Source organism: Croceibacterium xixiisoli (assembly GCF_009827305.1).
Lineage (GTDB): Bacteria > Pseudomonadota > Alphaproteobacteria > Sphingomonadales > Sphingomonadaceae > Croceibacterium_C > Croceibacterium_C xixiisoli.
In genome coordinates, this window is the sequence record NZ_WTYJ01000002.1 from 598,802 (window position 1) to 619,345 (window position 20,544).

The window sequence follows — 20,544 nt, forward strand, 5'->3', positions numbered from 1 at the left end:
CAGGACGAGGTTCAGCTTGGCCCCGGCATGGCAGTCGCATGAAGCTGGATCTTTCGGCCAAAATCGGTCGCCGTACGTTCCTGTGCGCAGGTGGGGCGTGCTCAGGCGCAGTCTGGGCGTGGCCCCGCGTAGCCCTGGCACAGGGTTTTTCCAACCGCTGGCCGCATGTCGACGCGCTGGCAAGGGGGCTGGTGGCACGCCGCCAGGTGGCCAATGTCGTTGCCCTGCTCGGCTATGGCCAGGCGCCGGTAGACGTCATCGCCTATGGCCACGACGGCTTCATCGATGACCGCCGGTCGGACCCGGACAGCCTCTACCGTATCTACTCCATGACCAAGCCGATCACCGGCATGGCCGCCCTGCTGCTGGCGGATCGTGGACTGCTGGCGCTGGATCAGCCGATTGCCGATTTCCTGCCAGCCTTTGCCAATATGCAGGTGCAAAAACAGCATGATGGACCGATAAGCTCGGACAATCTCGAACCCGCTATCCGCGCCATTACCGTCCGCCATTTGCTCACCCACACCTCAGGATTGGGTGATGGCGTGGTGCAGACCGGCCCCATCGCCCAGGCCTATCGCGATGCCGGGGTCATCCCCGGCGCGGTCAGCCGGCTGGAAATTCCCGGCCTCGTCCGCAGCGCCCCGGCGCCCAGCCTGGCGGCCTTCGCCGACCGGCTCGCCGCCCTCCCGCTGCTGTGGCAACCAGGCACGCGCTGGTGCTATTCGGTCGGCATCGACCTGCTCGGCCGGATCATCGAACTCGCCAGCGGCCAAACGCTCGACATTTTCCTCCACGACACCATCATCGGCCCCTGCGGCATGGACAGCAGCGGGTTCCAGGTGCCGCAGGCGCACATCGGGCGGCTGACGACCAATTATCTGGGGCTGATGGGCACCATGCTGCCGATCGATCTCCCTCAAAACTCAGTGTTTCTTGATCCGCCACCATTCCCCGCCGGCGGTGCCGGGCTGGTCTCCAGTCCGCGCGATTATGACCGGTTTCTGAGGATGCTGGCCGGCAATGGCATGATCGACAGGGTGCGGGTGCTGCCCGAATCCGTGGTCCGGCTGGGCACATCGGACCTGTTTCCAGGTACCCTGTCGGCGGATGATCCCTATGCCCGGCATTTCGGCTTCGGTGCCGGCGGCCGGGTCGGCAAGGGCGCGCATAGCGGCACCTTCGGCTGGTTCGGCATTGCCGGCACCTGCGGTCTGGTGGACATGCGCAGCGGACTGCGCCATTCGCTGTTCACCCAATATATGCCCGCCGATATCTATCCGGTGCAGACCGAATTTCCTGCCGCCGTGCTGCAGGATCGTGCTTCCCACCGTTGATCAAGCAGGAGCTGCAGATGACTGAACTGATTGCCTTTACCGGTCAGCCGCTCGACCGTGCCGATCATCTGCGGCGCGACGAAAGCGCGCTGGCGCAATTGCGCCGCGATGATGCGCTGCTGCTGTCGCTCGACGGCCTGGCGCCGGATAACGCCGGGGAGGGTGGGCTCCACTGGATGCCGCTTGATCAGGCCGCCAGCGATGCCGAACTGGTGTTCCTCGGGCTGCTCGGCGGCCGCGCTGCCTTTGCTGCCGTGCCGGACAAGGGCGATCCCGATCCCGCCTTCACCCGCAGGAAAACCTGGGATGCCATCGCCCAGCTGCCCGCCCGCGACATCGCCATCTACGGCGCCGCGCGCAGCCTGATCGACTGGCACGCCCGCCACCGCTTCTGCGCCCAATGCGGCCACGGCACCACCCCGGCCAAGGGCGGCTGGCAGCGCGATTGCGCCTCCTGCGGCGCCTCCCATTTCCCGCGCACCGATCCGGTCGCGATCATGCTGGTCGAATATCGCGATGCCGATGGGGTCAAGCTGTTGCTCGGGCGGCAGGAACGCTTCCCCCCGCGCAGCTATTCGGCATTGGCCGGCTTCGTGGAACCGGGCGAAAGCTTCGAAGAAGCCGCCGTGCGCGAAGTGTTTGAAGAAACCGGCGTGCGCATGCGCGATGTCGAATATATCGGCTGCCAGCCCTGGCCGTTCCCGTCGCAACTGATGATCGGCTGCATCGGCACGGCGGACAGCCTGGATCTGCGGATCGATTATCAGGAAATAGAGGATGCACGCTGGTTCAGCTTTGCCGAAGTAGCGGAGGCCGTGGCACAGCGGGCGGACAGCACCAGCTTCGTGCCGCCCCCGTCGCAGGCGATTGCGGATTACATGCTGCGTTGGTGGGTAGAACGCGAAGCAAAGCGTTGAAATTTGAGGTGAGAGGCATGACAGCAAACGACACGATCCCGTGCATGACGGTCGACATCTGGTCGGACGTGATGTGCCCCTGGTGCGCCATCGGCTACACCCAGTTCGCCCAGGCCGTGGTCGCGCTGGAGGGGGAACTGGCGGTGGACATCCGCTGGATGCCTTTCGAACTCAATCCCGATATGCCCACCGAAGGGCGCCGGCAGGACGACCATCTCGCCGCCGCGCTGGGCCGCCCGGCGGACCAGATCGCGCAGATGCGCCAGCAGGTGATCGACGCGGCGCAGGCGGTCGGTTTCCCTATGCGCGAAACCGGCGATGACGGCGCGCCGTCGATGGTCTGGAACACCTTTGCCGCCCACCGCCTGCTGCGCTGGGCGCTCAACACCTCCGGGCCGGAAGCGCAGACGCGGCTGAAACTGGCGTTGCTGCATGCTCATTTTGCCGATCACCGGGCCGTGGGGCAAGAGGCGGTGCTGATCGACATTGCGGCAGAAGCCGGCTTCGACCGCGCTGCCGCCACGGCCGCTTTGGCCGATGAGGCACTGGCCGCTGAAACCCGTGCGGAGGAGCAGCGCGGAATCCAGTCGGGCATAAATTCGGTACCCAGCTTCGTGATCGGCGGCCGCTTCCTGCTGCCCGGCTCGCGCGAACCGGAAGCCTTTGTGAAGGCGCTGCGCAAGATCGCCTGGATGGACGAGGAGCAGGCCGAGCGCTTCTGAGATCGGCTGATAAGGCGGGGGCACCAGACCCCCGCCTTTCGCCTCACTTCGTCAGCACGATAATCACGGCAATCGCTGCGGCCACCAGCGCGAGCAGCCCTATGGCTATGCCAATGTCGCGCAGGCCGATCTTGTCGACATGATCGGCGCGAAATTGCTGATATCCGCGCTGGGCGGCTTCGTTGCTGGCGATGTTACCGATGTCGAGCGCGCTGGCTTCCTTGCGGAAATAGATCCGCAGTTGGTCGGTCTCTTCGGCGGAGATGGCGGGATACTGGCTCAGCAGCCCTTCCACCTGCAGGCGGCGTTGCAATGCCTGGTCGGCACCGGTTGCGGTGTTGGTCATATTTCCATTCCTGATCTGTGAGTTCCGGACACGGTGCGCGACGAAGCGCGCCGTGGTGGGGGACGGATCAGGCTATGGGCGGGGCTCTGGGGGAAAGCTGGGGGCCGACAGCTTCATGCGGTGGCGGACCGCGTGCACGCGGCGTCCGCACTGGGCCATCGGCATGGAATGTTGCGGCAAGGTCGGTGGAGGACAATCGCGCAGATGGGGGAAGATCCAGCGGCTCGACCAGCATCTGCTTGGCCGCCGTGGGCAGATCACGCCGTACTGCGACAGCCACATCGACCGTCGCCGCGCTGAAGGCTGATCCCTGGGTGGGTACCGGCGGCGCCGCATGCGCGGGCAGGGCATGCAGGCCGATCGTGGCCAGCAGCAGCAGCACAAGCATGCGGAAAGAAAGGGACGGCCGGGCCGGGGTCATGATGTGGAAACTAGGGTCCAGGGGCGAACAAGGCAAATTTCAGCGGCTAAACCAGCCCCAACCGCCCCAGTTCACGCACCAGGCGCGGCGGCAGCACATCGCCGGCCAGCTCGCCATCGCCCAGATCGGCCGGAGCATCCGCCTCTTCCAGATAGCGCCAGCCCTGATGCGCGCGCTTGGCGCGCGGCTGCACCAGGATCAGCTGCGGGGCCAGGCGGATGGTCCAGCGGCCATCCTCGGAACGCTGTTCGAAGCCGAGGATTTCGCTGCGCGCCACCAGCGCATGTTCGATGATCCAGTAGAGCGAACCACCGATCATTTCTTCATGCCGCTTGGGCAGATAGCGCGTGGTCATATGCGCTTCCGTCCCGGATTCCACCCAGCGGCGCAGTTCTTCCACCCCGGCGGAGCGGTAGGCGATCTTGGTCATCGAAAGCGGCATTGCCGCCTAGATAGGGCGGGCCGTGCCTCAAGCAAGTGCATGCGGGGCAGCGCTGCCCCGCATGCCGATATCAGGCGAGCGCCGCCATCAGCGATGGCGTTGCCTGGTTCACCCGGCGCTGGGCCTGGGCAGGCTTGGGGCGGCGGCGCTGATCGCGCAGCAATTGTTCCAGCAGCACCTGCCCGAAATGCCAATCGCCAATGCCGGAATCGGCGTTGATATGCCCGATCGCGCCAGCATAGGCGAAGCGGCTGCCCCAATCGCGGGCCAGCATTTGCGATGTCCGCAGGCGGCAATAATGATCGTCCTCGCTGGCGGCCAGATAGGACGGGAAGGGCAGAGGATTGCGCGGGCAGGCGCCGAACCGGGCCAGCCGGGGGTCTGCACCCGGGCGATCGACATCCGGCGGCGCGACCAGCAGCGCGCCGATCACCGGGTTGCCCTGCTGTTGCTGCTCATATTCCGCCCACCAGGCCACCGCCAGACAGCCGAGGCTGTGCGCGACCAGGATGATGGGCCGATTGGCCTGATGGATCGCGAGATTGAGCTTGTTTACCCAGGTGTTGCGATGCGGATCTTCCCACATGCCAAGGTCAACCCGCTGGCAATCATCGCGCTGGTCTTCCCAGAGCGACTGCCAATGTTTCGGGTTGCTGTTGTTAAGACCGGGTACGATCAAAATCAGCGGCTTTTCCCACAGGCGTTCCTGCTCGAGCGCAAGATAATGGGCCATGATCCGTCTCCTTCGTTCCACAGGGGAAAGTTGACTGGCCGTCCGATGCGAATGGTCCGACAAGAGTAAGATAACTCAATTCAAAAGGTAGACAATAGCTTTTTGGTTGGGCTGTGTCGTTTTGGCGACAGTACGCAACAGCATAATCCTGCGTTCAGCTGGGGTTGGGGCACAAAAACGGCGGAATCAGGGCCGATCAGGCCAGTGAGATCAGGCGGGCCTCAAGCGCGACCACGCGCAGGGCAGACAATCAGCCGGCCAGGCCGAATGCCGCTGCGAGGCCAAGAAAGGCGAAAAAGCCCATCGAATCGGTAATCATGGTCACGAACACGCTGCTCGCTACAGCCGGATCCTGCTCCATCCGGTCGAACAGCACCGGTACAGCAACCCCGGCGATGCCAGCGGTCAGAATATTGATCACCACAGCCAGCGCGATCACCACGCCCAGCATGGGGGTGAAGAATATCGCCGTGGCGATCCCGATCATCGTGGCGACGGTCATGCTGTTGAGCAGGGCGACACGGATTTCACGCCACAGGATGCGCCTGGTGTTGGATCGGGTCAGCTGATTGGTGGCAATGGCGCGCACGGTAACGGCCATTGTCTGGGTACCGGCATTGCCACCGATGCTGGCGACGATCGGCATCAACACGGCCAGCGCAACCAGCTTCTCGATCGCCGCGCCGAAGGCCCAAATGATGAAGCTCGCAATCAGGGCGGTGCCCAGATTGGCGATCAGCCAGCGGACACGCGCCGAAAAGGCATCGCGAATCGGTTCGTTGATGTCGCCATCGCCGGCACCGCTCAGCAGCAGCGTATCTTCGCCTGCCTCTTCGGAAATGATGTGGACGATGTCATCAACGGTCAGCTGGCCGACCAACCGCCCGGCCTCATCGACAACGGCGGCGGAAATCAGCGCATATTTCTGGAACCGCAGCGCCACCTCTTCCTGATCCATCGAGACGGGGATCAGCGTCTGGTCGCGCTTCATCACATCGGCCAGCGCGATATGGCGCGGGCACCGCAATATCCATGACAGGGCGCAGGTGCCGACCGGGCGATGGGTGTGGTCGACCACAAAAACTTCCCAGAATTCGGTGGGCAATCCATCGTTGTCACGCAGGTAATCGATCAGATCACCCACGGTCAGATGTTCGGGAACTGCCACCAGTTCCCGCTGCATCAGGCGGCCGGCGGTTTCTTCCGGATAAGACAGCGCGCTCTCGATCGCGGCGCGGTCTTCCGGTTCCATTTCCGCCAGCACGGCGGCCTGGTCTTCGGGCTCGAGATCCTCGAGCATCTGGACCGCGTCATCGGTGTCGAGCTGTTCGGCGATCTCCGCCACCACTTCGGGCGGCAGCGCCTCGATCATGTCGTCGCGGACATAATCATTCAGCTCCGCGATCACCTCGCCGGTCATCAGATCGGTAATGGCGGCGGCCAGCTGGCGCCGTTCGTCACGCTCCAGCAGTTCGAGAAGATCGGCGATGTCCGCCGGGTGCAGCGGTTCGACCAGATCATAGGCACGGGTTTCGTCCCCGTCCTCGATCGCATCGCGCACCGCATCGACGAACGCCGGTTTCAGCCGGTTTTCGTCATCCAGCTGCCCTTCCTCTTCGGGCAGGGGGCTGTCGATCAGCGTGTCGATGTCCTCTTCGGCCATGACGCGCTCCTATGCTTGTGCAGCGCAAAATCAAGCGCGCGGGTGACAATTGCCGCCACGGCCTTATATCGACGCCCAGTTTTAAAAGGAGAAGACTGTCATGGCCGATGAAACGCTGACCCTCACTCTGGACAATGGCGATGGGAATGGCGGCGATGTGGTCATCAAGCTGCGTCCTGATCTCGCACCGGGCCACGTTGCACGCATCACCGAGCTGGCCAAGGAAGGCTTTTACGACGGCGTGGTGTTCCACCGCGTGATCCCGGGCTTCATGGCCCAGGGTGGCGACCCGACCGGTACCGGCATGGGTGGCAGCGACAAAGCTGACCTGAAGGCTGAATTCAACGCTGAACCGCATGTTCGCGGCGTGTGCTCGATGGCCCGCACCCAAGTGCCGGACAGCGCCAACAGCCAGTTCTTCATCGTGTTCGACGATGCGACCTTCCTCGACCGCCAGTACACGGTATGGGGCCAAGTGCAGAGCGGCATGGAATTCGTCGACGCACTGCCTAAGGGCGAACCGCCGCGCCAGCCGGGCAAGATCGTCAAAGCGACTGTCGCCTGATCTGACGAACGGAAGTGGAAAGGGGTGCTGCGGCGCCCCTTTCTTTTTTTGGGCGAAGGGGGAACGCGCCCCTTCAGATGAGGGGCAGCCGGTCCCGCACGAAGCCGGCCCTCCTGGCCACCGATGCCAGCGGCAGCGGAACCAGCTCATAGCCCAGCTTTCCATAGACGCCCATCATCGCCCGATGTGTGGCCTCCGCCTCGGCCGGGCTCTGCTTGCGTTCCGCATCCTGGGCGAAGATTTCCGGCCAGAAAGGCGCGATGAACACGCGCGGATGGTAACGGAAATGCCCCGCTGCACGCCACAAATGGGCCGGCACCGCCAGGCCGCAAAGCTGCAGATAGCCGATCACATCCGGAATGCCCCGGTCGAACAGCACCGGGCCGGTATGCTGTTCCGCTTCATGCCAGGATCGCAATTCCCACCCCAGCATCTGCGCAGCGAAGGCTTCGCGATCGATCCAGGGCAGGGCGGATCCGCCAATCGCCACTTGATCGCGGATGATCGCCCGCCCTGCCTCCGGCATGCAGGCCAAACCCTGATCGGCCAATGCCTCAAGCAGGCTCGTCTTGCCCGAACCCGGCCCGCCGGTAACGATAGTATAGCGCTTGCTCACGGCTGTTCTTCCATCTGCCCAGCCTGCGGTTCTGCCTGCCTGCGCCGCCGGGCCCGCGTCAAGCGCCCGCGCAGCCACAGCCATATGCCGGAAAGCGCCAGAAACGTCGGAGCCAGCGCCAGCACCGCCCACAGGGCCTTGAACCCTTCTCCGCACAGGTCGGCCTCACAACCCGAAATGCGTCCGCCGAACCGGCCGAAATGGGCATAGGCCAACCAGTAGGAGATCGTGTCCCCGGTCCGCTCCACAGGGTTGGCCTCATCGAAGGGTTCGAAATGATCGACCAGCGCGGCCATCACCTCGGGCCAGGCCAGATGCAGCCCGGTGATCGCCCACATCAGCACGAATGCGCCGGACCAGATCCCGATCGTCCGATGCTGCCGCCGCAGCCAGCCGGTGAAGCGGCCCCGTTTGGCCTTCACTGGCGCGACCTCCCGGGCCCGTTTGCGCGGGCGCCAGGTCAGCATGCCTGTCAGCACCAGGAAGATGAACGCCAGCGCCAAGGCCCCGTTTACAACCCGCCCGCTGTCGCCACCGATCAGTTCGCGATGCAGTTCCAATGCAAAGCTTGTCAGTCGGAAACCCAGCGGCAGAGCAGGGCGCATGGGTGCGCCAGTGTAGGGATCGAACAGATAGCCGCGCATCGCATCGCCGCTGTTCAGCGCGATCTCCACCGCATGATCGGGCCGCTTGCCCCGCCAGATTTCCGCCGCCTGCTCACCGGGGAAGGCGCGGGCGGCATGGCGACGCAGCTCGTCATCGGACAAGGGCCGGGCGCCGACCTCCACGATCAGCGGCTGCGGCTCGAAATGGCGATAGAGCTCCGGCCGATAGACGAGCACCGACCCCGTCAGGCAGATCATCGCCACATAGCCGAACAGCGCGATCCCGATCCAGCGATGCAGCCTGGTCAGCAGCCGGCGCATAGGGGGAATTACATCCCCGCGCCCAGCAGCCAGTCGTGGAATATCCTCACCGCGCGGGTTTCCAGATCCACCGGCCGGCAGACGAACCAATAGCTGTATGGGCTGGCGATCGGCAGATCGTACAGCTTTGCCAGGCGCGGATCGTTGTTCCGCTTGATATGGTCGTCATGCATGATGGCGACGCCCAGGCCCTGCGCGGCTGCTTCCAGGATCAGCTGGCCGGAATCGTAATGATCGACGGCATTGGGATGCAGCGCTTCGAGGCCAAGCGCCTTTTTCCACGCATCGAAGCTCTGCGGCATGTCGGTGTGGATCAGGAAGGTCTGCTGTTCCAATTCCTTGATGCCCGGTGTCGGGCCCAGCTTTTCTGCCAGCCGCACATTGCAGATCGCGTGCACGGTATTCTGATCCAGCTGGACCATGTGATAATTGGGTGAAGGCTCGGTCGTCAGCAGGATCGCCGCATCCAGCGTATCGCCCACACGGTCGATCAGATGTGGGCCCGTGTCGATGTCGATATGCAGCCGCGGGTGCAATTCGCGCAATTCGGGCAGCTTGGGGAACAGCCGCTGCGTGCCGAACAGCGGCAGCACGCCCAGCCGCAGGCGCAGCAATTGCAGATTTTCGGACTGCGCCTCCACCGCAACTGCCAGCGATTCGAGATGCGGCGCCACCGCATCATAGAAGGCGCGCCCTTCATCAGTCAGACGCATGGCCTGGCCGGTCCGGGAAAACATCTTCTTGCCGGTGAAATCTTCCAGATTGCCGATCCGGCGCGACAGTGCCGAAGGACTGAGGCTCAGCTCTTCGGCAGCAGCGCGCGCAGATCCCAGCCGCACGACACGGATGAACGCTTCAAGCGCACGAAGGGGAGGGAGGCGACGCACGGAGCGGAATGTTCACATTTCTGCAATTGTGTCGAGCCTGAAACACAGTTTTTACGCTACTTCGATGCAAATTTCGCAAGAGTCAGCTATCCGCGTCCTGGCTTTCGGCGCTTGCGCGGGGTTCGTGCAGTCGCAGGCGTGTCACATGCGTGGCGTCGCCGGCGGTCACTTCGATCTGCCAGCCGCTGGCATGGTCCAACACCGCACCCGGTTCGGGCACATGGCCCGCCAGCACGAAGGCCAGCCCGCCCAGCGTGTCTACCGATTCTTCCACCTCGGCCAGCCGCACATCACCCACGCGGGCGGCAACATCGTCCAGCTCGGCCCGGGCATCGACTTCCCAGGAGCCATCATCCAGCAGCACGATCAGATCGACCGGGGCATCGTCATGCTCATCCTCGATATCGCCGACAATTTCCTCGACCAGATCCTCGATCGTGATGATACCGTCGGTGCCGGAAAATTCATCCACCACAATTGCCAGATGCGTCCGCCGGGCGCGCATATCTGCCAGCACATCCAGCGCGCCGCGCGCCTGCGGCACATAGAGCGGCTGACGCATCAGCGTGGTCCAGTCGTCGGGGCGCTCGCCCCGCGCCAGAAAGGGGAAGATATCCTTGATGTGCATCATGCCCTGCACATCGTCGAGCGTGTCCAGATAGATCGGCAGGCGAGAATGGCCGTGTTCGGCAAATTGCGCCACCAGATCATCCCAACTGGCGCTGGTCGGCACGGCAATGATCTCGCTGCGGGGGATGGCCACATCGTCCGCATCCAGGCCGCTGAACTGCAGCAGATTGCGCAGCATGGTCAGCTCGATCGGGGACAGATCGCCATTGCCGGCACGGGTGCCGCCATTGCTGCGTTCTTCCTCGTGCTCGTCTATGGCTTCCTTGATCTGTTCGCGCAGCGACGTGTCGCTGCCTTCATCAAAGAACCGGCGGATGCTGTGCCACAATCCGCCTTTACTGTCCGCGTCTCCGCTGTTGGAGTCGTCCGGTCTGGAACCCTCGGGCATTGCCCTGATATTCTCCTGCTATTGGTCCTGCGGTTCATATGGGTCCGCGATTCCGATTATGGCAAGCGCCTTTGTTTCCAGCGCTTCCATGGCATCGGCATCCGCTGCGGATGTTTCATGATCATGACCGGCCAGATGCAGCAGCCCGTGCACGATCAGATGGGCCGCATGGTGTTCCAGCGGCACCAATTTTTCCGCCGCTTCGCGTGCGCAGGTCTCGAAGGCGAGGGCAATGTCGCCGAACAGTTCCGGTGGCCCCTCAGCCGCCAGATCCTGCACCTCTTCGGCGGTGAGCATGGGAAAGGACAGCACATTGGTGGGCTTGTCACGGTCGCGCCACTCACGGTTCAGCGTGTGGACTTCCGCGTCGCTTGTGAACAGCAGGCTGGCCGAAAGGCGCGGATTGGCCAGTTCCGGCGCCACCCGCGCCAGCGCTTCGGCGGCCCGGGTGGCGAGATCTTCCCAGGCGCCTTCAGGCCAGGGATCTTCGATGTCGATTTCCAGTTCGATGCAGGCAATCTCTTCAGTCATGCCGCGCGCCTATACTGTCGGGCCTTCATAAGCTTCAACAATCCGCCCGACGATCGGATGGCGGACGACGTCTGCCGCAGAAAACCGCACCACGCCGATCCCTTCGACGCCTTCGAGCCGGTCGACCGCATCGGCCAGGCCGCTCATCCGGTCGCCGCCGGGAATATCGACCTGGCGGGGATCGCCGCACACGACCATGCGGCTGTTTTGGCCGAATCGGGTCAGGAACATCTTCATCTGTTCGCGCGTGGTGTTCTGCGCTTCATCCAGGATCACAAAGGCATCAGCCAGCGTGCGCCCGCGCATGAAGGCGATCGGCGCCACTTCGATTTCGCCGCTGGCCAGCCGCCGTTCCACCTGTTCGGGCGGCATGCAGTCATACAGCGCATCATATAGCGGGCGGAGATAGGGATCGACCTTCTCCTTCATGTCACCAGGCAGGAAACCCAGCTTTTCGCCAGCCTCCACCGCCGGGCGGGAAAGAATCAGCCGCTGTACGCTGCCGGTGATCAGCTGGGCGACAGCCTGGGCCACGGCCACATAGGTCTTGCCGGTACCAGCTGGCCCCAGCGCGAAGATCAGTTCCCGGCTGGTCAGCTGGCGCATGTATTCCGCCTGCATCGCGGTGCGCGGGGCAATGGTCTTGCGCCGGGTGCGGATCATGATCGGCGGTCCTTTGGCGTCGCCGGTGATGATCCCTTCCAGGGTCGGTTCATTGGTGCGGGAAATCAGCGCGTCGATCGCGCCCGAATCCAGCTGCTCACCGGCCTGCAGCTTTTCATGCATGGCGATCAGAACCTGGCGCGCGCGCGACACGCCATCCTCCAGGCCTTCGATCACCGCCTTGTTGCCACGCGCAGCAATGAACACGCCCAGCCGGTTTTCGATCTGCACCAGATTCGCGTCGAATTCCCCGAACAGCGCGCCCATCACCATGGGCTCTTCGAAATCGACCTCTGCACGGGCGCGGCGGGCGCCATCGCGGCGGTCTTCGGGATGGGCGAGGGCCGAGTGATTCTCGGGCCGGGGGGGTTTTCGGGCCATGCGCTCCTTTCAACGATGCTGCGAAGATAAAGTGCCGCGCCCGTGTGACAAGAGATCGAAAAATCATTCCCGGTGGATATTCATCCACGCTGGGCAGAACTGGCCTGATTGCAAGGTACCGATCAGGCGTCGACCGCGACCGGGCGCGCGTGCTGGCCCAGCAATTCGCCGCGAAGCGAATTGGGCCCAGCCTCTGCCAGCCGTACCCGCGCCAGATCGCCGATCTGCGCCTCGCCTTCAAAATGGACCGACTGCAGCCAGGGCGATTTTCCCAGCCACTGCCCGGCCTGGCGCCCCTTGCGTTCCACCAGCACCGTGCATTCCTGCCCTTGGCTGGCGCTGTTGAACGCCAGCTGATGGCGACCAAGTGCAGCCTGCAGCCGTTGCAGCCGCTCATCCATTACCTCTGCCGTAACATGATCGTCCATGGTTGCGGCCGGCGTGCCGGGGCGGGGTGAATACTTGAAGCTGAAGGCATGGGCATAGCCGACCGCATCGACGATGCTCAGCGTGTCGCGGAAATCCTGTTCGGTTTCGCCAGGGAATCCGACGATGAAATCGCCCGATATGGCTATATCGGGGCGCGCTGCACGAAACCGTTCCAGCAGTTTCAGATAGCTTTCGGCCGTGTGGCTGCGGTTCATGGCCTTCAGCACCCGATCCGATCCGCTTTGCACCGGCAGATGCAGATAGGGCATCAGCTTCTCGATCTCGCCATGGGCAGCGATCAGCCCGTCGGTGACATCATTGGGGTGGCTGGTGGTGTAGCGGATGCGATGCAGATCGGGCAGGGCAGCCAGAGTGCGGATCAGCCCGTCGAAGCCCACCGGGCGACCGGCATCATCAGCTCCGGTCCAGGCATTCACATTCTGTCCCAGCAGCGTGATCTCCACCGCGCCGGCCTCGACCAGCCGCTCTGCTTCCTGAACAAGGTCACTGTAAGGGCGGGATATCTCGGCGCCACGTGTATAGGGCACCACGCAATAGGTGCAGAACTTGTCACACCCTTCCTGCACAGTCAAAAATGCGCTCGGCCCGCTGCGCCGCCGGCGTGGCAGGGCGTCGAACTTGGCATTGGCCGGCATGTCGGTATCGGTCGCGCGCTCCCCGCGCGTCACCCGATCGATCATGTCAGGCAGGCGGTGATAGGCTTGCGGGCCCACCACCATCGACACGGCGGGCGCCCGCGTCATGATCTCTTCACCCTCGGCCTGCGCGACGCAGCCGGCGACGGCGATCATTGGGCGGGTGCCGTCTGCCTTCTTCAGCCGGCCGATATCGGAATAGACCTTTTCTGCGGCCTTTTCCCGGATGTGGCAGGTGTTGAGCACCACCAGATCTGCCTCTTCGCCCTCGGGCGCCGGGGTTATGCCCTTTTCGGCCAGCAGTTCGGCCATGCGTTCGCCATCATAGACGTTCATCTGACAGCCGAAGCTCTTGACCCGGAAGGTCCTGGGGTTTTCGCGGTGTTGCATGGGGGCCGTGCCTTACGGGATTTGCCCCGGCAGTGGAAGGCGCAGTTGCATGGCCGATGCCCGTTCAGCCGGCAATGGCATCCCTGATGGCCTGCTCGGCAGCGGCGGTCATGGTCTTGCGATCCCGCAGTGCTTCGCCCGATAACGGCGGCAGGAAGTAGATCGTCAGATCGATCCGGCCCGGTCGGCGCAGCAGGCGCAGGGCATTGGCCATACCCGTTTCCGCACCGAACCAGCTGATTTCACCAGCGTGTCGATAGATCAGCGCGGTCGGCTGGATCGGCAATTCACCCGCCAGCGGTTCGACCGCCGCCAACAGGGCACTGCGGAATGGCAGCATGTCGACACCATTGTTGGTGGTGCCTTCGGGGAAGATGGTTAGCGGCCGTTCGCTCAGGGCATCGCGCACCTGTTGCACCTGCGCGACCACCGACCCGCGCTTTTCCCGCGTGATGAACACGGTGTCGTTCTGGTCACACAACCATTTTAGCCCGCCATGACCGGCCAGACCGCTATGGGCGACGAAGATCGTGCGCGCGGCACCGCCCAGCGCGAGGATGTCGAGCCAGCTGACATGATTGGCGATCAGCAGGCCGCCGGGTTCAGCGCGCCCGCGCGTGGTGATGCGCAGCCCGGCAAGCCGGCCGATCAGTCCGAGAAAGACAGGGGGGATGGCATGTCTGTGCCCGGCCACGCTGCACAGCAGATGCAGCGGAACCAGAGCCAGAAATGTCAAAATGATGCAGAGCCCGCGCAGGGCAAGCCGCAAGGTGCCCATGCCGTGGCCTCTGCTGCGTGTCTCAATCCTCGCGGTCTATGCGCACGCCGTAAAGTTCCATCCGGTGATCAACCAGACGATAGCCGAGCTTTTCGGCGATCTGGCGCTGCAGCGCTTCAAGTTCCGGATCGACGAATTCGACAACCTTGCCGCTTTCGACATCGATCAAGTGATCGTGATGTGCTTCGGGGGCAGCTTCGTAACGTGCGCGGCCATCGCCGAAATCATGGCGGTCAAGAATGCCGGCTTCTTCGAACAGGCGAACAGTCCGGTAAACCGTGGCGATCGAAATCTTGGGATCAATGGCAGAGGCGCGTTCATGCAGCGCTTCGACGTCGGGATGATCGTCTGCTTCTGACAGGACACGTGCAATCACGCGACGCTGTTCGGTAATCCTGAGGCCGCGTTCGGCGCACAGGGCTTCCAGATCAATGGCTTGATGCAAGGTAGTCCCCGAAATAACAAAATGGCTCCGCCACTATGGGAGCGGTGGAGCCATTTATCAACCGTGACCAGCTGCGCGAGTGGGCCAGATTTATGCTGCTGCGGGCTTTTTACGACGGCCGCGGCGCTGGCCGGGCTTGCGGCCCAGGCCGATTTCCTTGGCCAGAACGCGGCGCTTTTCAGCGTAATCGGGGGCAACCATCGGGTAATCGGCGGCCAGGCCCCAGCGTGCGCGATATTCGTCCGGCGTCATGCCGTGATCGGTCATCAGGTGGCGCTTGAGCATCTTCATCTTCTTGCCGTCTTCCAGGCAAACCAGGTGATCGTTCTTCACGGATGCGCGAACGGAAACCGCCGGCTCTGGCTTTACTTCTTCGACTTCATGCGATCCGAGTTCGGAGAGCGCGCCAAAGACATTGCGGATCAGCACGGAGACATCTTCGACCGCGACATTGTTGTTGCTCACGTGTGCGGCGACAATATCAGATGTTAGAGTGATCAGTGTCTCTTTCAGGTCCAGTTCAATATTGTCCATAGTTGTGCCTCATAATCTTTTTGCGACCAAACAATGCAATTCTGTGCATTTGCCATCTTGCAGTCGACGGCAATGTCGCGCTCTTGCAGCAGGGGTAACTGCAATACAAGTGTAAATGTACCCATATCCGCTTGATAATGTAAAGAATCTATGAGGCGGTATTTTTAACCAGCATGAAAGTGATGGCATCAATGGGATCAGAAACGCCATTTCGATAGTAATCGGGCCGTCTACCGGCGCGGACGAATCCATGCCTCAAGTAAAGGCGTTCGGCGGGATTATGTTCCCGCATTTCCAGAAATACCCGCGTCATTCCGCGATTCCACGATGCAGAAATCGTGCTTCCGAGCAGCTTTCCGCCCAGTCCCTTGCCGCGAAACTGCGGAGAAACCGCAATCAGCAGCAGTTCTTCCTCGTCAGTAACACATCGTGACAAAGTGAAACCGGCTGCCATTTCTTCGGCATCGGGCTGCAGTCCATTTGCATTGATCAAACAATAATGGGTGCGCGGCATCAGCAAAGTGTCTGCTACCTGGCGCCGGGTCCAGGCCTCGCCATAGGCCGGATCGAAACTGACCTGCATGACGCCCATGATCCGATCCAGATCGTCGATCACACCGCGCGTTCCGGCACACGCGCGTCGGGCGCCCGGCCATAAATGGGGGATAGCCGGCGACTCAGCAATTCGCCGGACAGCCGCATCGCATGCCGTGCGTCGGGCAAGACCGACAGGGCTCGCCCATGTCCACGCCGCGCGATCAATGCGCCGGACTGGCTCCCTGCTACCGTTTCATGAACCGTGGCCTCCGCCGCTTCTGCCGGCGGGCGGGACAGCAATTCGCCACGCGGGAAACCGTCGGCAGCAAAATTCTGGACAAACCATTCGCCATGGCCGCCCGTCATGCAGATGCTGACAGGGCCCTGCGATTGCTGCTGCACCATGGCTGCGACGAGGCAGAGCGTGGGGAAGCCGAGCACCTCAGCCTGCCATGCCAGACCCAGAGCGCGCGCAGCGGCCAGCCCGATGCGCACGCCGGTAAAGCTGCCCGGACCCATCGAAACCAATATGCGGTCTGCGCGGCCCTGGCCGGGAAGATCGGCGATCATTGGCACCAGCCGTTCGGCATGGCCGCGGCCGATCACTTCGCACTGGCCCGCGATCAGCGTGTCGCCGTCGAACAGAGCGACGGAACAGGCTTCCGTGGCGCTGTCGATAGCCAAGATACGCATCATCGGCGGGCCGGTGACTGGAGGAAGATCATGTCGCGGGCTGTGATCAGGCGGCGCGCACTTCGGTGACTTCGGGGACATAATGCCGCAGTAGGCCTTCGATGCCCTGCTTCAACGTGGCGGTCGAACTGGGGCAACCCGAACAGGCACCCTGCATGGCCAGATAGACCACACCATCGCGGAACCCGCGATAGCGGATGTCGCCACCGTCGTTGGCCACAGCCGGGCGAACCCGGGTTTCGAGCAGTTCCTTGATCTGCGAGATGATATCTGCATCGGCCGGATTATCGGCCAGATCGCCATCATCGTCATCCGCGGGAACTGCAATGCCAGCCGCTCCACCGCCGGTGAACAGCGGTGCCTGGCTGACGAAATGGTCGAGCAGAATAGCCACGACCTGTGGTTTCAGAGCCGACCATTCGACCCCGGGTGCTGCCGTAACGGCTACGAAATCGCGACCGAAGAACACGCCGGTAACTTCACCGGTATCGAACAGAGCCTGCGCCAGCGGCGATGTCTCTGCTTCTTCCGGGGATGCGAAATCGCGCGTGCCGCCCTGCATCACGGCCTGGCCGGGGAGGAATTTCAGCGTCGCCGGGTTCGGCGTGGTTTCGGTCTCTATGAACATGCGCAGCATGTAGGATGCGCGCGCACGGGCGACAAGACCGCCGCAAGGGGGGAAGGGCAGCATTTCCACACGCGGTATCGCTCGCGATGCCGGAAGCCAGCATTTCTGCGCCATTCACTGGCCCTTCATCCGATTGCAGCCTATGCCTTGTGGCATGAGACGAACAATCCGCACGATTGGTGCGATCATCCTGCTCCTCCCCACGGTGACCCAGGCACAGTTGCAGCCCCCCTCGGCAGCAGGCGCGGCGGCTCAGCCGGCGGTCGTGGTTCCTCCTCCCCCGGCGCCCGGCGATCTGCCGGAATTTGCCCGGCCGGATGATCCATGGATTTATCGCGGCACGGATATTCCCTGGGATCAGGAATGGTTGTTCGGCGAAATGCCCAATGGTGTGCGTTATGCCGTGCGGGACAACGGCGTGCCTCCCGGCCAGGTATCGATCCGCGTGCGTATCGATGCGGGATCGCTCTATGAAAAAGACAGCGAACGTGGCTTCGCCCACCTGATCGAACATCTGCTGTTCCGGCAATCCAAGTATCTGGGCGATGGCGAAGCAATCCCGCATTTCCAGCGCCTCGGCGCCAGCCTCGGCAATGATACCAACGCAATCACCAGCCCCACGCAGACGGTGATCCAGCTCGATCTGCCCAATGCGCGTGGACCGGTGCTGGAAGATTCGTTCCGCCTGCTGTCTGGCATGATTCGCGAACCGACCCTCAGCGAGGCGAATATTCGCACCGAAGTGCCGATCGTGCTGGCTGAACGGCGCGAACGGGGCGGGGCGCAGGCCCGCGCGGCGGATGCATCGCGCGAATTGTTCTTCAGCGGGCAATTGCTCGCCAGCCGCAACCCCATCGGCACGGTCCCGACGCTGGAAGCGGCCAATCAGGAATCGGTCCGCGCCTTCTATCGGCGCTGGTACCGGCCTGAAAATGCCGTGGTGGTCGTGTCGGGTGATGCCAATCCGATGATGCTGGCCAAGCTGGTCGAAAAATACTTCGGCGACTGGGCGGCCAGCGGCAAGCCTGACCCGCAGCCCGATTTCGGCACCCCGACCGCTCCGGATGGCGCAGACCCGGCCAACCCGGTCGGCGAAACGCGCGTGCTGGTGGAACCGGGCCAGACCCGCAGCCTGGTCTACGCCATTGTGCGCCCGTGGCACGAGGTGACGGACAATATCGAGTACAATCGCGGGCTGCTGCTTGATTCGATCGCCCAGGCGATCATCAATCGCCGGCTCGAAGCGCGTGCGCGCGGCGGTGGCACCTTCCTGTTTGCATCGGCCGAACGCGACAAGTCGGCTCGTTCCACCGACACTACCTATGTCTCCTTCGCGCCGCTTACGGCCAACTGGAAATCGGCGCTGAACGATGTGCGCGGTGTGTTGGCCGATGCGCTGGCACAGCCGCCCAGCCAGGCAGAGATCGACCGTGAAATTGCCGAATATGATGTGATCTTCGCCAATATGGCGCAGCAGGCATCAATCCAGGCGGGCAGCAAGCTGGCCGACGATATCGTCAATGCGGTGGACATCCGTGAGGCCGTCGCCGCGCCCGACACGATTCTGGCGGTGTTCCGCGACATGAAAGCGCGCTTCACCCCGAATGAGGTTTTCGCCCATACGCAGGAACTGCTGAAGGGTGACGTGATCCGCGCCCTCTATCTCACGCCGGAGGCTGGAGAGGCCGATGCAGAGGCCGTCCGCGCTGCCATGCTCACCCCGGTGGAGGTGGCCGTCGACGCGCGCAGTGCGGCAGAGGCGATTTCCTTCGCTGACCTGCCCGAAATCGGCACCCCGGCCGAACCGACATCGCGTGAAATCCTGTTTTCCAACGGTCGCGAACGGCAGGTCGAAAAGCTGACCTTCGCCAATGGTGTGCGGGTGCTGCTGATGCCGACGTCCAACGAACCGGGTCGTGCCACGGTGCGCGTGCGGTTTGGCGGCGGCTATCGCTCCTTCGCCAAGGAAGAGGGCGCCTATGCCGCGCTCGGTTCCATGGCGCTGGTCAGTTCGGGCCTTGGTCCGCTTGGCCAGAACGAGCTGGATCAGATCGCCACCGGGCGCAAGCTGGGCTTCTCCTTCTCCATGGATGAAGCGAGTTTCCGTTTCGAAGGCCAGACCCGTGCCGAAGATGTCGAGGATCAGCTCTATCTCTTTGCTGCCAAGCTGGCTCTGCCGCGCTGGGATCCGGCGCCGGTAGAGCGGGCCAAGGCAGCATCGCTGCTGTCCTATGCCAGCCTCGCGACCGATCCCAATGGCGTGCTGAACCGCGATCTGGACTGGCTGCTGCACAATCGCGATCCGCGTTTCGCCACGCCGGATCCCGAAGCGATGAACAAGGTCACACCCGAAGGCTTCCAGCAGGTCTGGTCCCGCATCCTGCAGCAGGGCCCGGTCGAAGTGGATGTGTTCGGCGATATCGATCGGGAAAAGGTCGTGGCCGCGCTGTCGCGCACCTTCGGTGCCTTGGCTGAACGTCAACCGCTCCCGGCGGACGTGGAAAGCCAGCGCTTTACCTTCCCGGCGGCCAATGCCCGCCCGCTGGCGCTGGAGCACAATGGTGACGCTGATCAGGCCGCTGCCGTGATGGCCTGGCCGATCGGGGCAGGCAGCGCAGGCCTGCCGCAGAGCCGCAAAACCGAACTGCTGGCCGAAGTGTTCAGCAACCGTCTTATGGATGCCATGCGCGAACGGGCCGGGGCCAGCTATGCCCCCTATGTCGGTTCGCGCTGGCCACTCGGGGTCGATAGCGGAGGAACCTTCGTCGCCATGGCGCAGCTGCCGCCAGCACAGACCGACGCCTTCTTCGCAGCGGCGGACAAGATCGCCGATGATCTGGCTGCCAATGGCCCGACGGCGGATGAACTGGCCCGGGCAACCGAACCGGTGTTGCAGGCACTGTGGCGGATGCAATCCGGCTACACCTTCTGGATGAACCAGCTGGAAGGGGGCGCCTTCGATGCCAACCGGGTGACCTATCTGCCCACGATTATTGCCGATTATCAGAACACCACCCCGGCCGAAATCCAGGCGCTGGCTGCCCGCTATCTGGCAGCGCGCGACGGTTTCCGCCTCGCGGTATTGCCGTCGGACAAGGCCGGATCGGCCGGAATGCAGACGGGTGTTCCCGCTGCAGGTGTTCCCACCACGGTCGGGCGCTGACGATCAGTGTGGCAGGCCGGTGTCGCCAGCCTGCCACACATCGCCTCGTGAATAATCACCATCCGCCGATGGCGGCCCGGCGGGGTTGGTTATCGGCGGCAACACTCCCATCTGATGCCTGCA

At 63.2% G+C, this 20,544-nt stretch carries 23 protein-coding genes; 5 read left to right on the forward strand and 18 right to left on the reverse strand.

Annotation, left to right across the window (positions count from 1 at the left end):
- Positions 1-38: 38 nt before the first annotated feature.
- From GRI97_RS11940 to GRI97_RS11950, 3 genes are read left to right on the forward strand one after another with little or no spacing between them, the layout of a single operon-like run.
- Positions 39-1,337, forward strand: a complete 1,299-nt coding sequence (locus tag GRI97_RS11940; RefSeq protein WP_161391399.1) for a serine hydrolase domain-containing protein — start codon at positions 39-41, stop codon at positions 1,335-1,337.
- A 17-nt stretch (positions 1,338-1,354) separates the two neighbouring features.
- The gene (nudC, locus tag GRI97_RS11945; RefSeq protein ID WP_161391400.1) at positions 1,355-2,254 is read left to right on the forward strand and encodes an NAD(+) diphosphatase; all 900 of its coding nucleotides are present in this window, start codon (positions 1,355-1,357) and stop codon (positions 2,252-2,254) included.
- A gap of 17 nt (positions 2,255-2,271) precedes the next feature.
- The gene (locus GRI97_RS11950; protein WP_235917780.1) at positions 2,272-2,976 is read left to right on the forward strand and encodes a DsbA family oxidoreductase; all 705 of its coding nucleotides are present in this window, start codon (positions 2,272-2,274) and stop codon (positions 2,974-2,976) included.
- Between the two features lie 43 nt (positions 2,977-3,019).
- Here GRI97_RS11950 and GRI97_RS11955 read toward each other — a convergent pair whose 3' ends face one another.
- The 5 genes from GRI97_RS11955 to mgtE all read right to left on the reverse strand — a co-directional run bounded on the left by GRI97_RS11955 (position 3,020) and on the right by mgtE (position 6,581).
- The gene (locus GRI97_RS11955; RefSeq protein WP_161391401.1) at positions 3,020-3,322 is read right to left on the reverse strand and encodes a hypothetical protein; all 303 of its coding nucleotides are present in this window, start codon (positions 3,320-3,322) and stop codon (positions 3,020-3,022) included.
- A gap of 67 nt (positions 3,323-3,389) precedes the next feature.
- Positions 3,390-3,710, reverse strand: a complete 321-nt coding sequence (locus GRI97_RS11960; RefSeq protein WP_161391402.1) for a hypothetical protein — start codon at positions 3,708-3,710, stop codon at positions 3,390-3,392.
- 79 nt (positions 3,711-3,789) lie between these two features.
- Positions 3,790-4,185, reverse strand: a complete 396-nt coding sequence (locus GRI97_RS11965; RefSeq protein WP_161391403.1) for a DUF1489 family protein — start codon at positions 4,183-4,185, stop codon at positions 3,790-3,792.
- 70 nt (positions 4,186-4,255) lie between these two features.
- On the reverse strand, positions 4,256-4,918 hold the full coding sequence (locus GRI97_RS11970; RefSeq protein WP_161391404.1) for an RBBP9/YdeN family alpha/beta hydrolase: 663 nt from the start codon (positions 4,916-4,918) through the stop codon (positions 4,256-4,258).
- A 250-nt stretch (positions 4,919-5,168) separates the two neighbouring features.
- Entirely contained in the window at positions 5,169-6,581 is a 1,413-nt protein-coding gene (gene mgtE, locus GRI97_RS11975; RefSeq protein ID WP_161391405.1) for a magnesium transporter, read from the reverse strand.
- Positions 6,582-6,681: 100 nt separating this feature from the next.
- On the opposite strand from mgtE, the gene GRI97_RS11980 reads away from it, so the two are divergent.
- Positions 6,682-7,146 carry a peptidylprolyl isomerase gene (locus GRI97_RS11980; RefSeq protein ID WP_161391406.1) on the forward strand — a complete coding sequence of 155 codons (465 nt, stop codon included), beginning with the start codon at positions 6,682-6,684 and terminating at the stop codon, positions 7,144-7,146.
- 73 nt (positions 7,147-7,219) lie between these two features.
- Here GRI97_RS11980 and GRI97_RS11985 read toward each other — a convergent pair whose 3' ends face one another.
- The 13 genes from GRI97_RS11985 to GRI97_RS12045 all read right to left on the reverse strand — a co-directional run bounded on the left by GRI97_RS11985 (position 7,220) and on the right by GRI97_RS12045 (position 17,258).
- The gene (locus GRI97_RS11985) at positions 7,220-7,762 is read right to left on the reverse strand and encodes an AAA family ATPase (protein ID WP_328598544.1); all 543 of its coding nucleotides are present in this window, start codon (positions 7,760-7,762) and stop codon (positions 7,220-7,222) included.
- Entirely contained in the window at positions 7,759-8,688 is a 930-nt protein-coding gene (locus GRI97_RS11990) for a PepSY-associated TM helix domain-containing protein (protein WP_161391408.1), read from the reverse strand. Before GRI97_RS11990 ends, GRI97_RS11985 begins: the two co-directional genes overlap by 4 nt.
- An 8-nt stretch (positions 8,689-8,696) precedes the next feature.
- A complete protein-coding gene (locus GRI97_RS11995; protein WP_161391409.1) occupies positions 8,697-9,575 on the reverse strand; it encodes a LysR substrate-binding domain-containing protein in 879 nt (292 codons plus the stop codon).
- Positions 9,576-9,657: 82 nt separating this feature from the next.
- Complete coding sequence (locus GRI97_RS12000) at positions 9,658-10,593, reverse strand: hemolysin family protein (RefSeq protein WP_161391410.1); 936 nt, start codon at positions 10,591-10,593, stop codon at positions 9,658-9,660.
- Positions 10,594-10,611: 18 nt separating this feature from the next.
- Entirely contained in the window at positions 10,612-11,103 is a 492-nt protein-coding gene (gene ybeY / locus GRI97_RS12005) for an rRNA maturation RNase YbeY (RefSeq protein WP_161391761.1), read from the reverse strand.
- A 30-nt stretch (positions 11,104-11,133) separates the two neighbouring features.
- Positions 11,134-12,168, reverse strand: a complete 1,035-nt coding sequence (locus tag GRI97_RS12010; protein WP_161391411.1) for a PhoH family protein — start codon at positions 12,166-12,168, stop codon at positions 11,134-11,136.
- A gap of 122 nt (positions 12,169-12,290) precedes the next feature.
- Entirely contained in the window at positions 12,291-13,643 is a 1,353-nt protein-coding gene (gene miaB, locus GRI97_RS12015) for a tRNA (N6-isopentenyl adenosine(37)-C2)-methylthiotransferase MiaB (protein WP_161391412.1), read from the reverse strand.
- Between the two features lie 64 nt (positions 13,644-13,707).
- Positions 13,708-14,421: a lysophospholipid acyltransferase family protein gene (locus GRI97_RS12020; RefSeq protein WP_161391413.1), complete on the reverse strand. Its 714-nt coding sequence runs from the start codon at positions 14,419-14,421 to the stop codon at positions 13,708-13,710.
- Between the two features lie 22 nt (positions 14,422-14,443).
- Complete coding sequence (locus GRI97_RS12025) at positions 14,444-14,866, reverse strand: Fur family transcriptional regulator (RefSeq protein WP_161391414.1); 423 nt, start codon at positions 14,864-14,866, stop codon at positions 14,444-14,446.
- A gap of 90 nt (positions 14,867-14,956) precedes the next feature.
- Complete coding sequence (locus tag GRI97_RS12030) at positions 14,957-15,400, reverse strand: MucR family transcriptional regulator (protein ID WP_161391415.1); 444 nt, start codon at positions 15,398-15,400, stop codon at positions 14,957-14,959.
- Between the two features lie 148 nt (positions 15,401-15,548).
- On the reverse strand, positions 15,549-16,016 hold the full coding sequence (locus GRI97_RS12035; protein ID WP_328598545.1) for a GNAT family N-acetyltransferase: 468 nt from the start codon (positions 16,014-16,016) through the stop codon (positions 15,549-15,551).
- Complete coding sequence (gene tsaB / locus GRI97_RS12040; protein WP_161391416.1) at positions 16,013-16,630, reverse strand: tRNA (adenosine(37)-N6)-threonylcarbamoyltransferase complex dimerization subunit type 1 TsaB; 618 nt, start codon at positions 16,628-16,630, stop codon at positions 16,013-16,015. The genes GRI97_RS12035 and tsaB overlap by 4 nt, the downstream gene beginning before the upstream one ends.
- A 46-nt stretch (positions 16,631-16,676) precedes the next feature.
- Positions 16,677-17,258, reverse strand: coding sequence for a NifU family protein (locus GRI97_RS12045; RefSeq protein WP_161391763.1), 582 nt, complete (start codon positions 17,256-17,258; stop codon positions 16,677-16,679).
- 154 nt (positions 17,259-17,412) lie between these two features.
- On the opposite strand from GRI97_RS12045, the gene GRI97_RS12050 reads away from it, so the two are divergent.
- Complete coding sequence (locus GRI97_RS12050) at positions 17,413-20,421, forward strand: M16 family metallopeptidase (protein ID WP_161391417.1); 3,009 nt, start codon at positions 17,413-17,415, stop codon at positions 20,419-20,421.
- The last annotated feature ends 123 nt before the right edge of the window (positions 20,422-20,544 follow it).

Excerpts from the sequence above, each read along its gene's own strand:
- GRI97_RS12000 (WP_161391410.1), bottom strand. The coding sequence starts at position 10,593 with ATGCCCGAGGGTTCCAGACCGGACGACTCCAACAGCGGAGACGCGGAC.
- GRI97_RS12020 (WP_161391413.1), bottom strand. The coding sequence starts at position 14,421 with ATGGGCACCTTGCGGCTTGCCCTGCGCGGGCTCTGCATCATTTTGACA.
- GRI97_RS12030 (WP_161391415.1), bottom strand. The coding sequence starts at position 15,400 with ATGGACAATATTGAACTGGACCTGAAAGAGACACTGATCACTCTAACA.
- tsaB (WP_161391416.1), bottom strand. The coding sequence starts at position 16,630 with ATGCGTATCTTGGCTATCGACAGCGCCACGGAAGCCTGTTCCGTCGCT.
- mgtE (WP_161391405.1), bottom strand. The coding sequence starts at position 6,581 with ATGGCCGAAGAGGACATCGACACGCTGATCGACAGCCCCCTGCCCGAA.
- GRI97_RS11955 (WP_161391401.1), bottom strand. The coding sequence starts at position 3,322 with ATGACCAACACCGCAACCGGTGCCGACCAGGCATTGCAACGCCGCCTG.
- GRI97_RS11980 (WP_161391406.1), top strand. The coding sequence starts at position 6,682 with ATGGCCGATGAAACGCTGACCCTCACTCTGGACAATGGCGATGGGAAT.
- GRI97_RS11960 (WP_161391402.1), bottom strand. The coding sequence starts at position 3,710 with ATGCTTGTGCTGCTGCTGCTGGCCACGATCGGCCTGCATGCCCTGCCC.
- GRI97_RS12050 (WP_161391417.1), top strand. The coding sequence starts at position 17,413 with ATGAGACGAACAATCCGCACGATTGGTGCGATCATCCTGCTCCTCCCC.
- miaB (WP_161391412.1), bottom strand. The coding sequence starts at position 13,643 with ATGCAACACCGCGAAAACCCCAGGACCTTCCGGGTCAAGAGCTTCGGC.
- GRI97_RS11940 (WP_161391399.1), top strand. The coding sequence starts at position 39 with ATGAAGCTGGATCTTTCGGCCAAAATCGGTCGCCGTACGTTCCTGTGC.
- nudC (WP_161391400.1), top strand. The coding sequence starts at position 1,355 with ATGACTGAACTGATTGCCTTTACCGGTCAGCCGCTCGACCGTGCCGAT.
- GRI97_RS11965 (WP_161391403.1), bottom strand. The coding sequence starts at position 4,185 with ATGCCGCTTTCGATGACCAAGATCGCCTACCGCTCCGCCGGGGTGGAA.
- GRI97_RS12010 (WP_161391411.1), bottom strand. The coding sequence starts at position 12,168 with ATGGCCCGAAAACCCCCCCGGCCCGAGAATCACTCGGCCCTCGCCCAT.
- GRI97_RS11970 (WP_161391404.1), bottom strand. The coding sequence starts at position 4,918 with ATGGCCCATTATCTTGCGCTCGAGCAGGAACGCCTGTGGGAAAAGCCG.
- GRI97_RS11990 (WP_161391408.1), bottom strand. The coding sequence starts at position 8,688 with ATGCGCCGGCTGCTGACCAGGCTGCATCGCTGGATCGGGATCGCGCTG.
- GRI97_RS12045 (WP_161391763.1), bottom strand. The coding sequence starts at position 17,258 with ATGTTCATAGAGACCGAAACCACGCCGAACCCGGCGACGCTGAAATTC.
- GRI97_RS11950 (WP_235917780.1), top strand. The coding sequence starts at position 2,272 with ATGACAGCAAACGACACGATCCCGTGCATGACGGTCGACATCTGGTCG.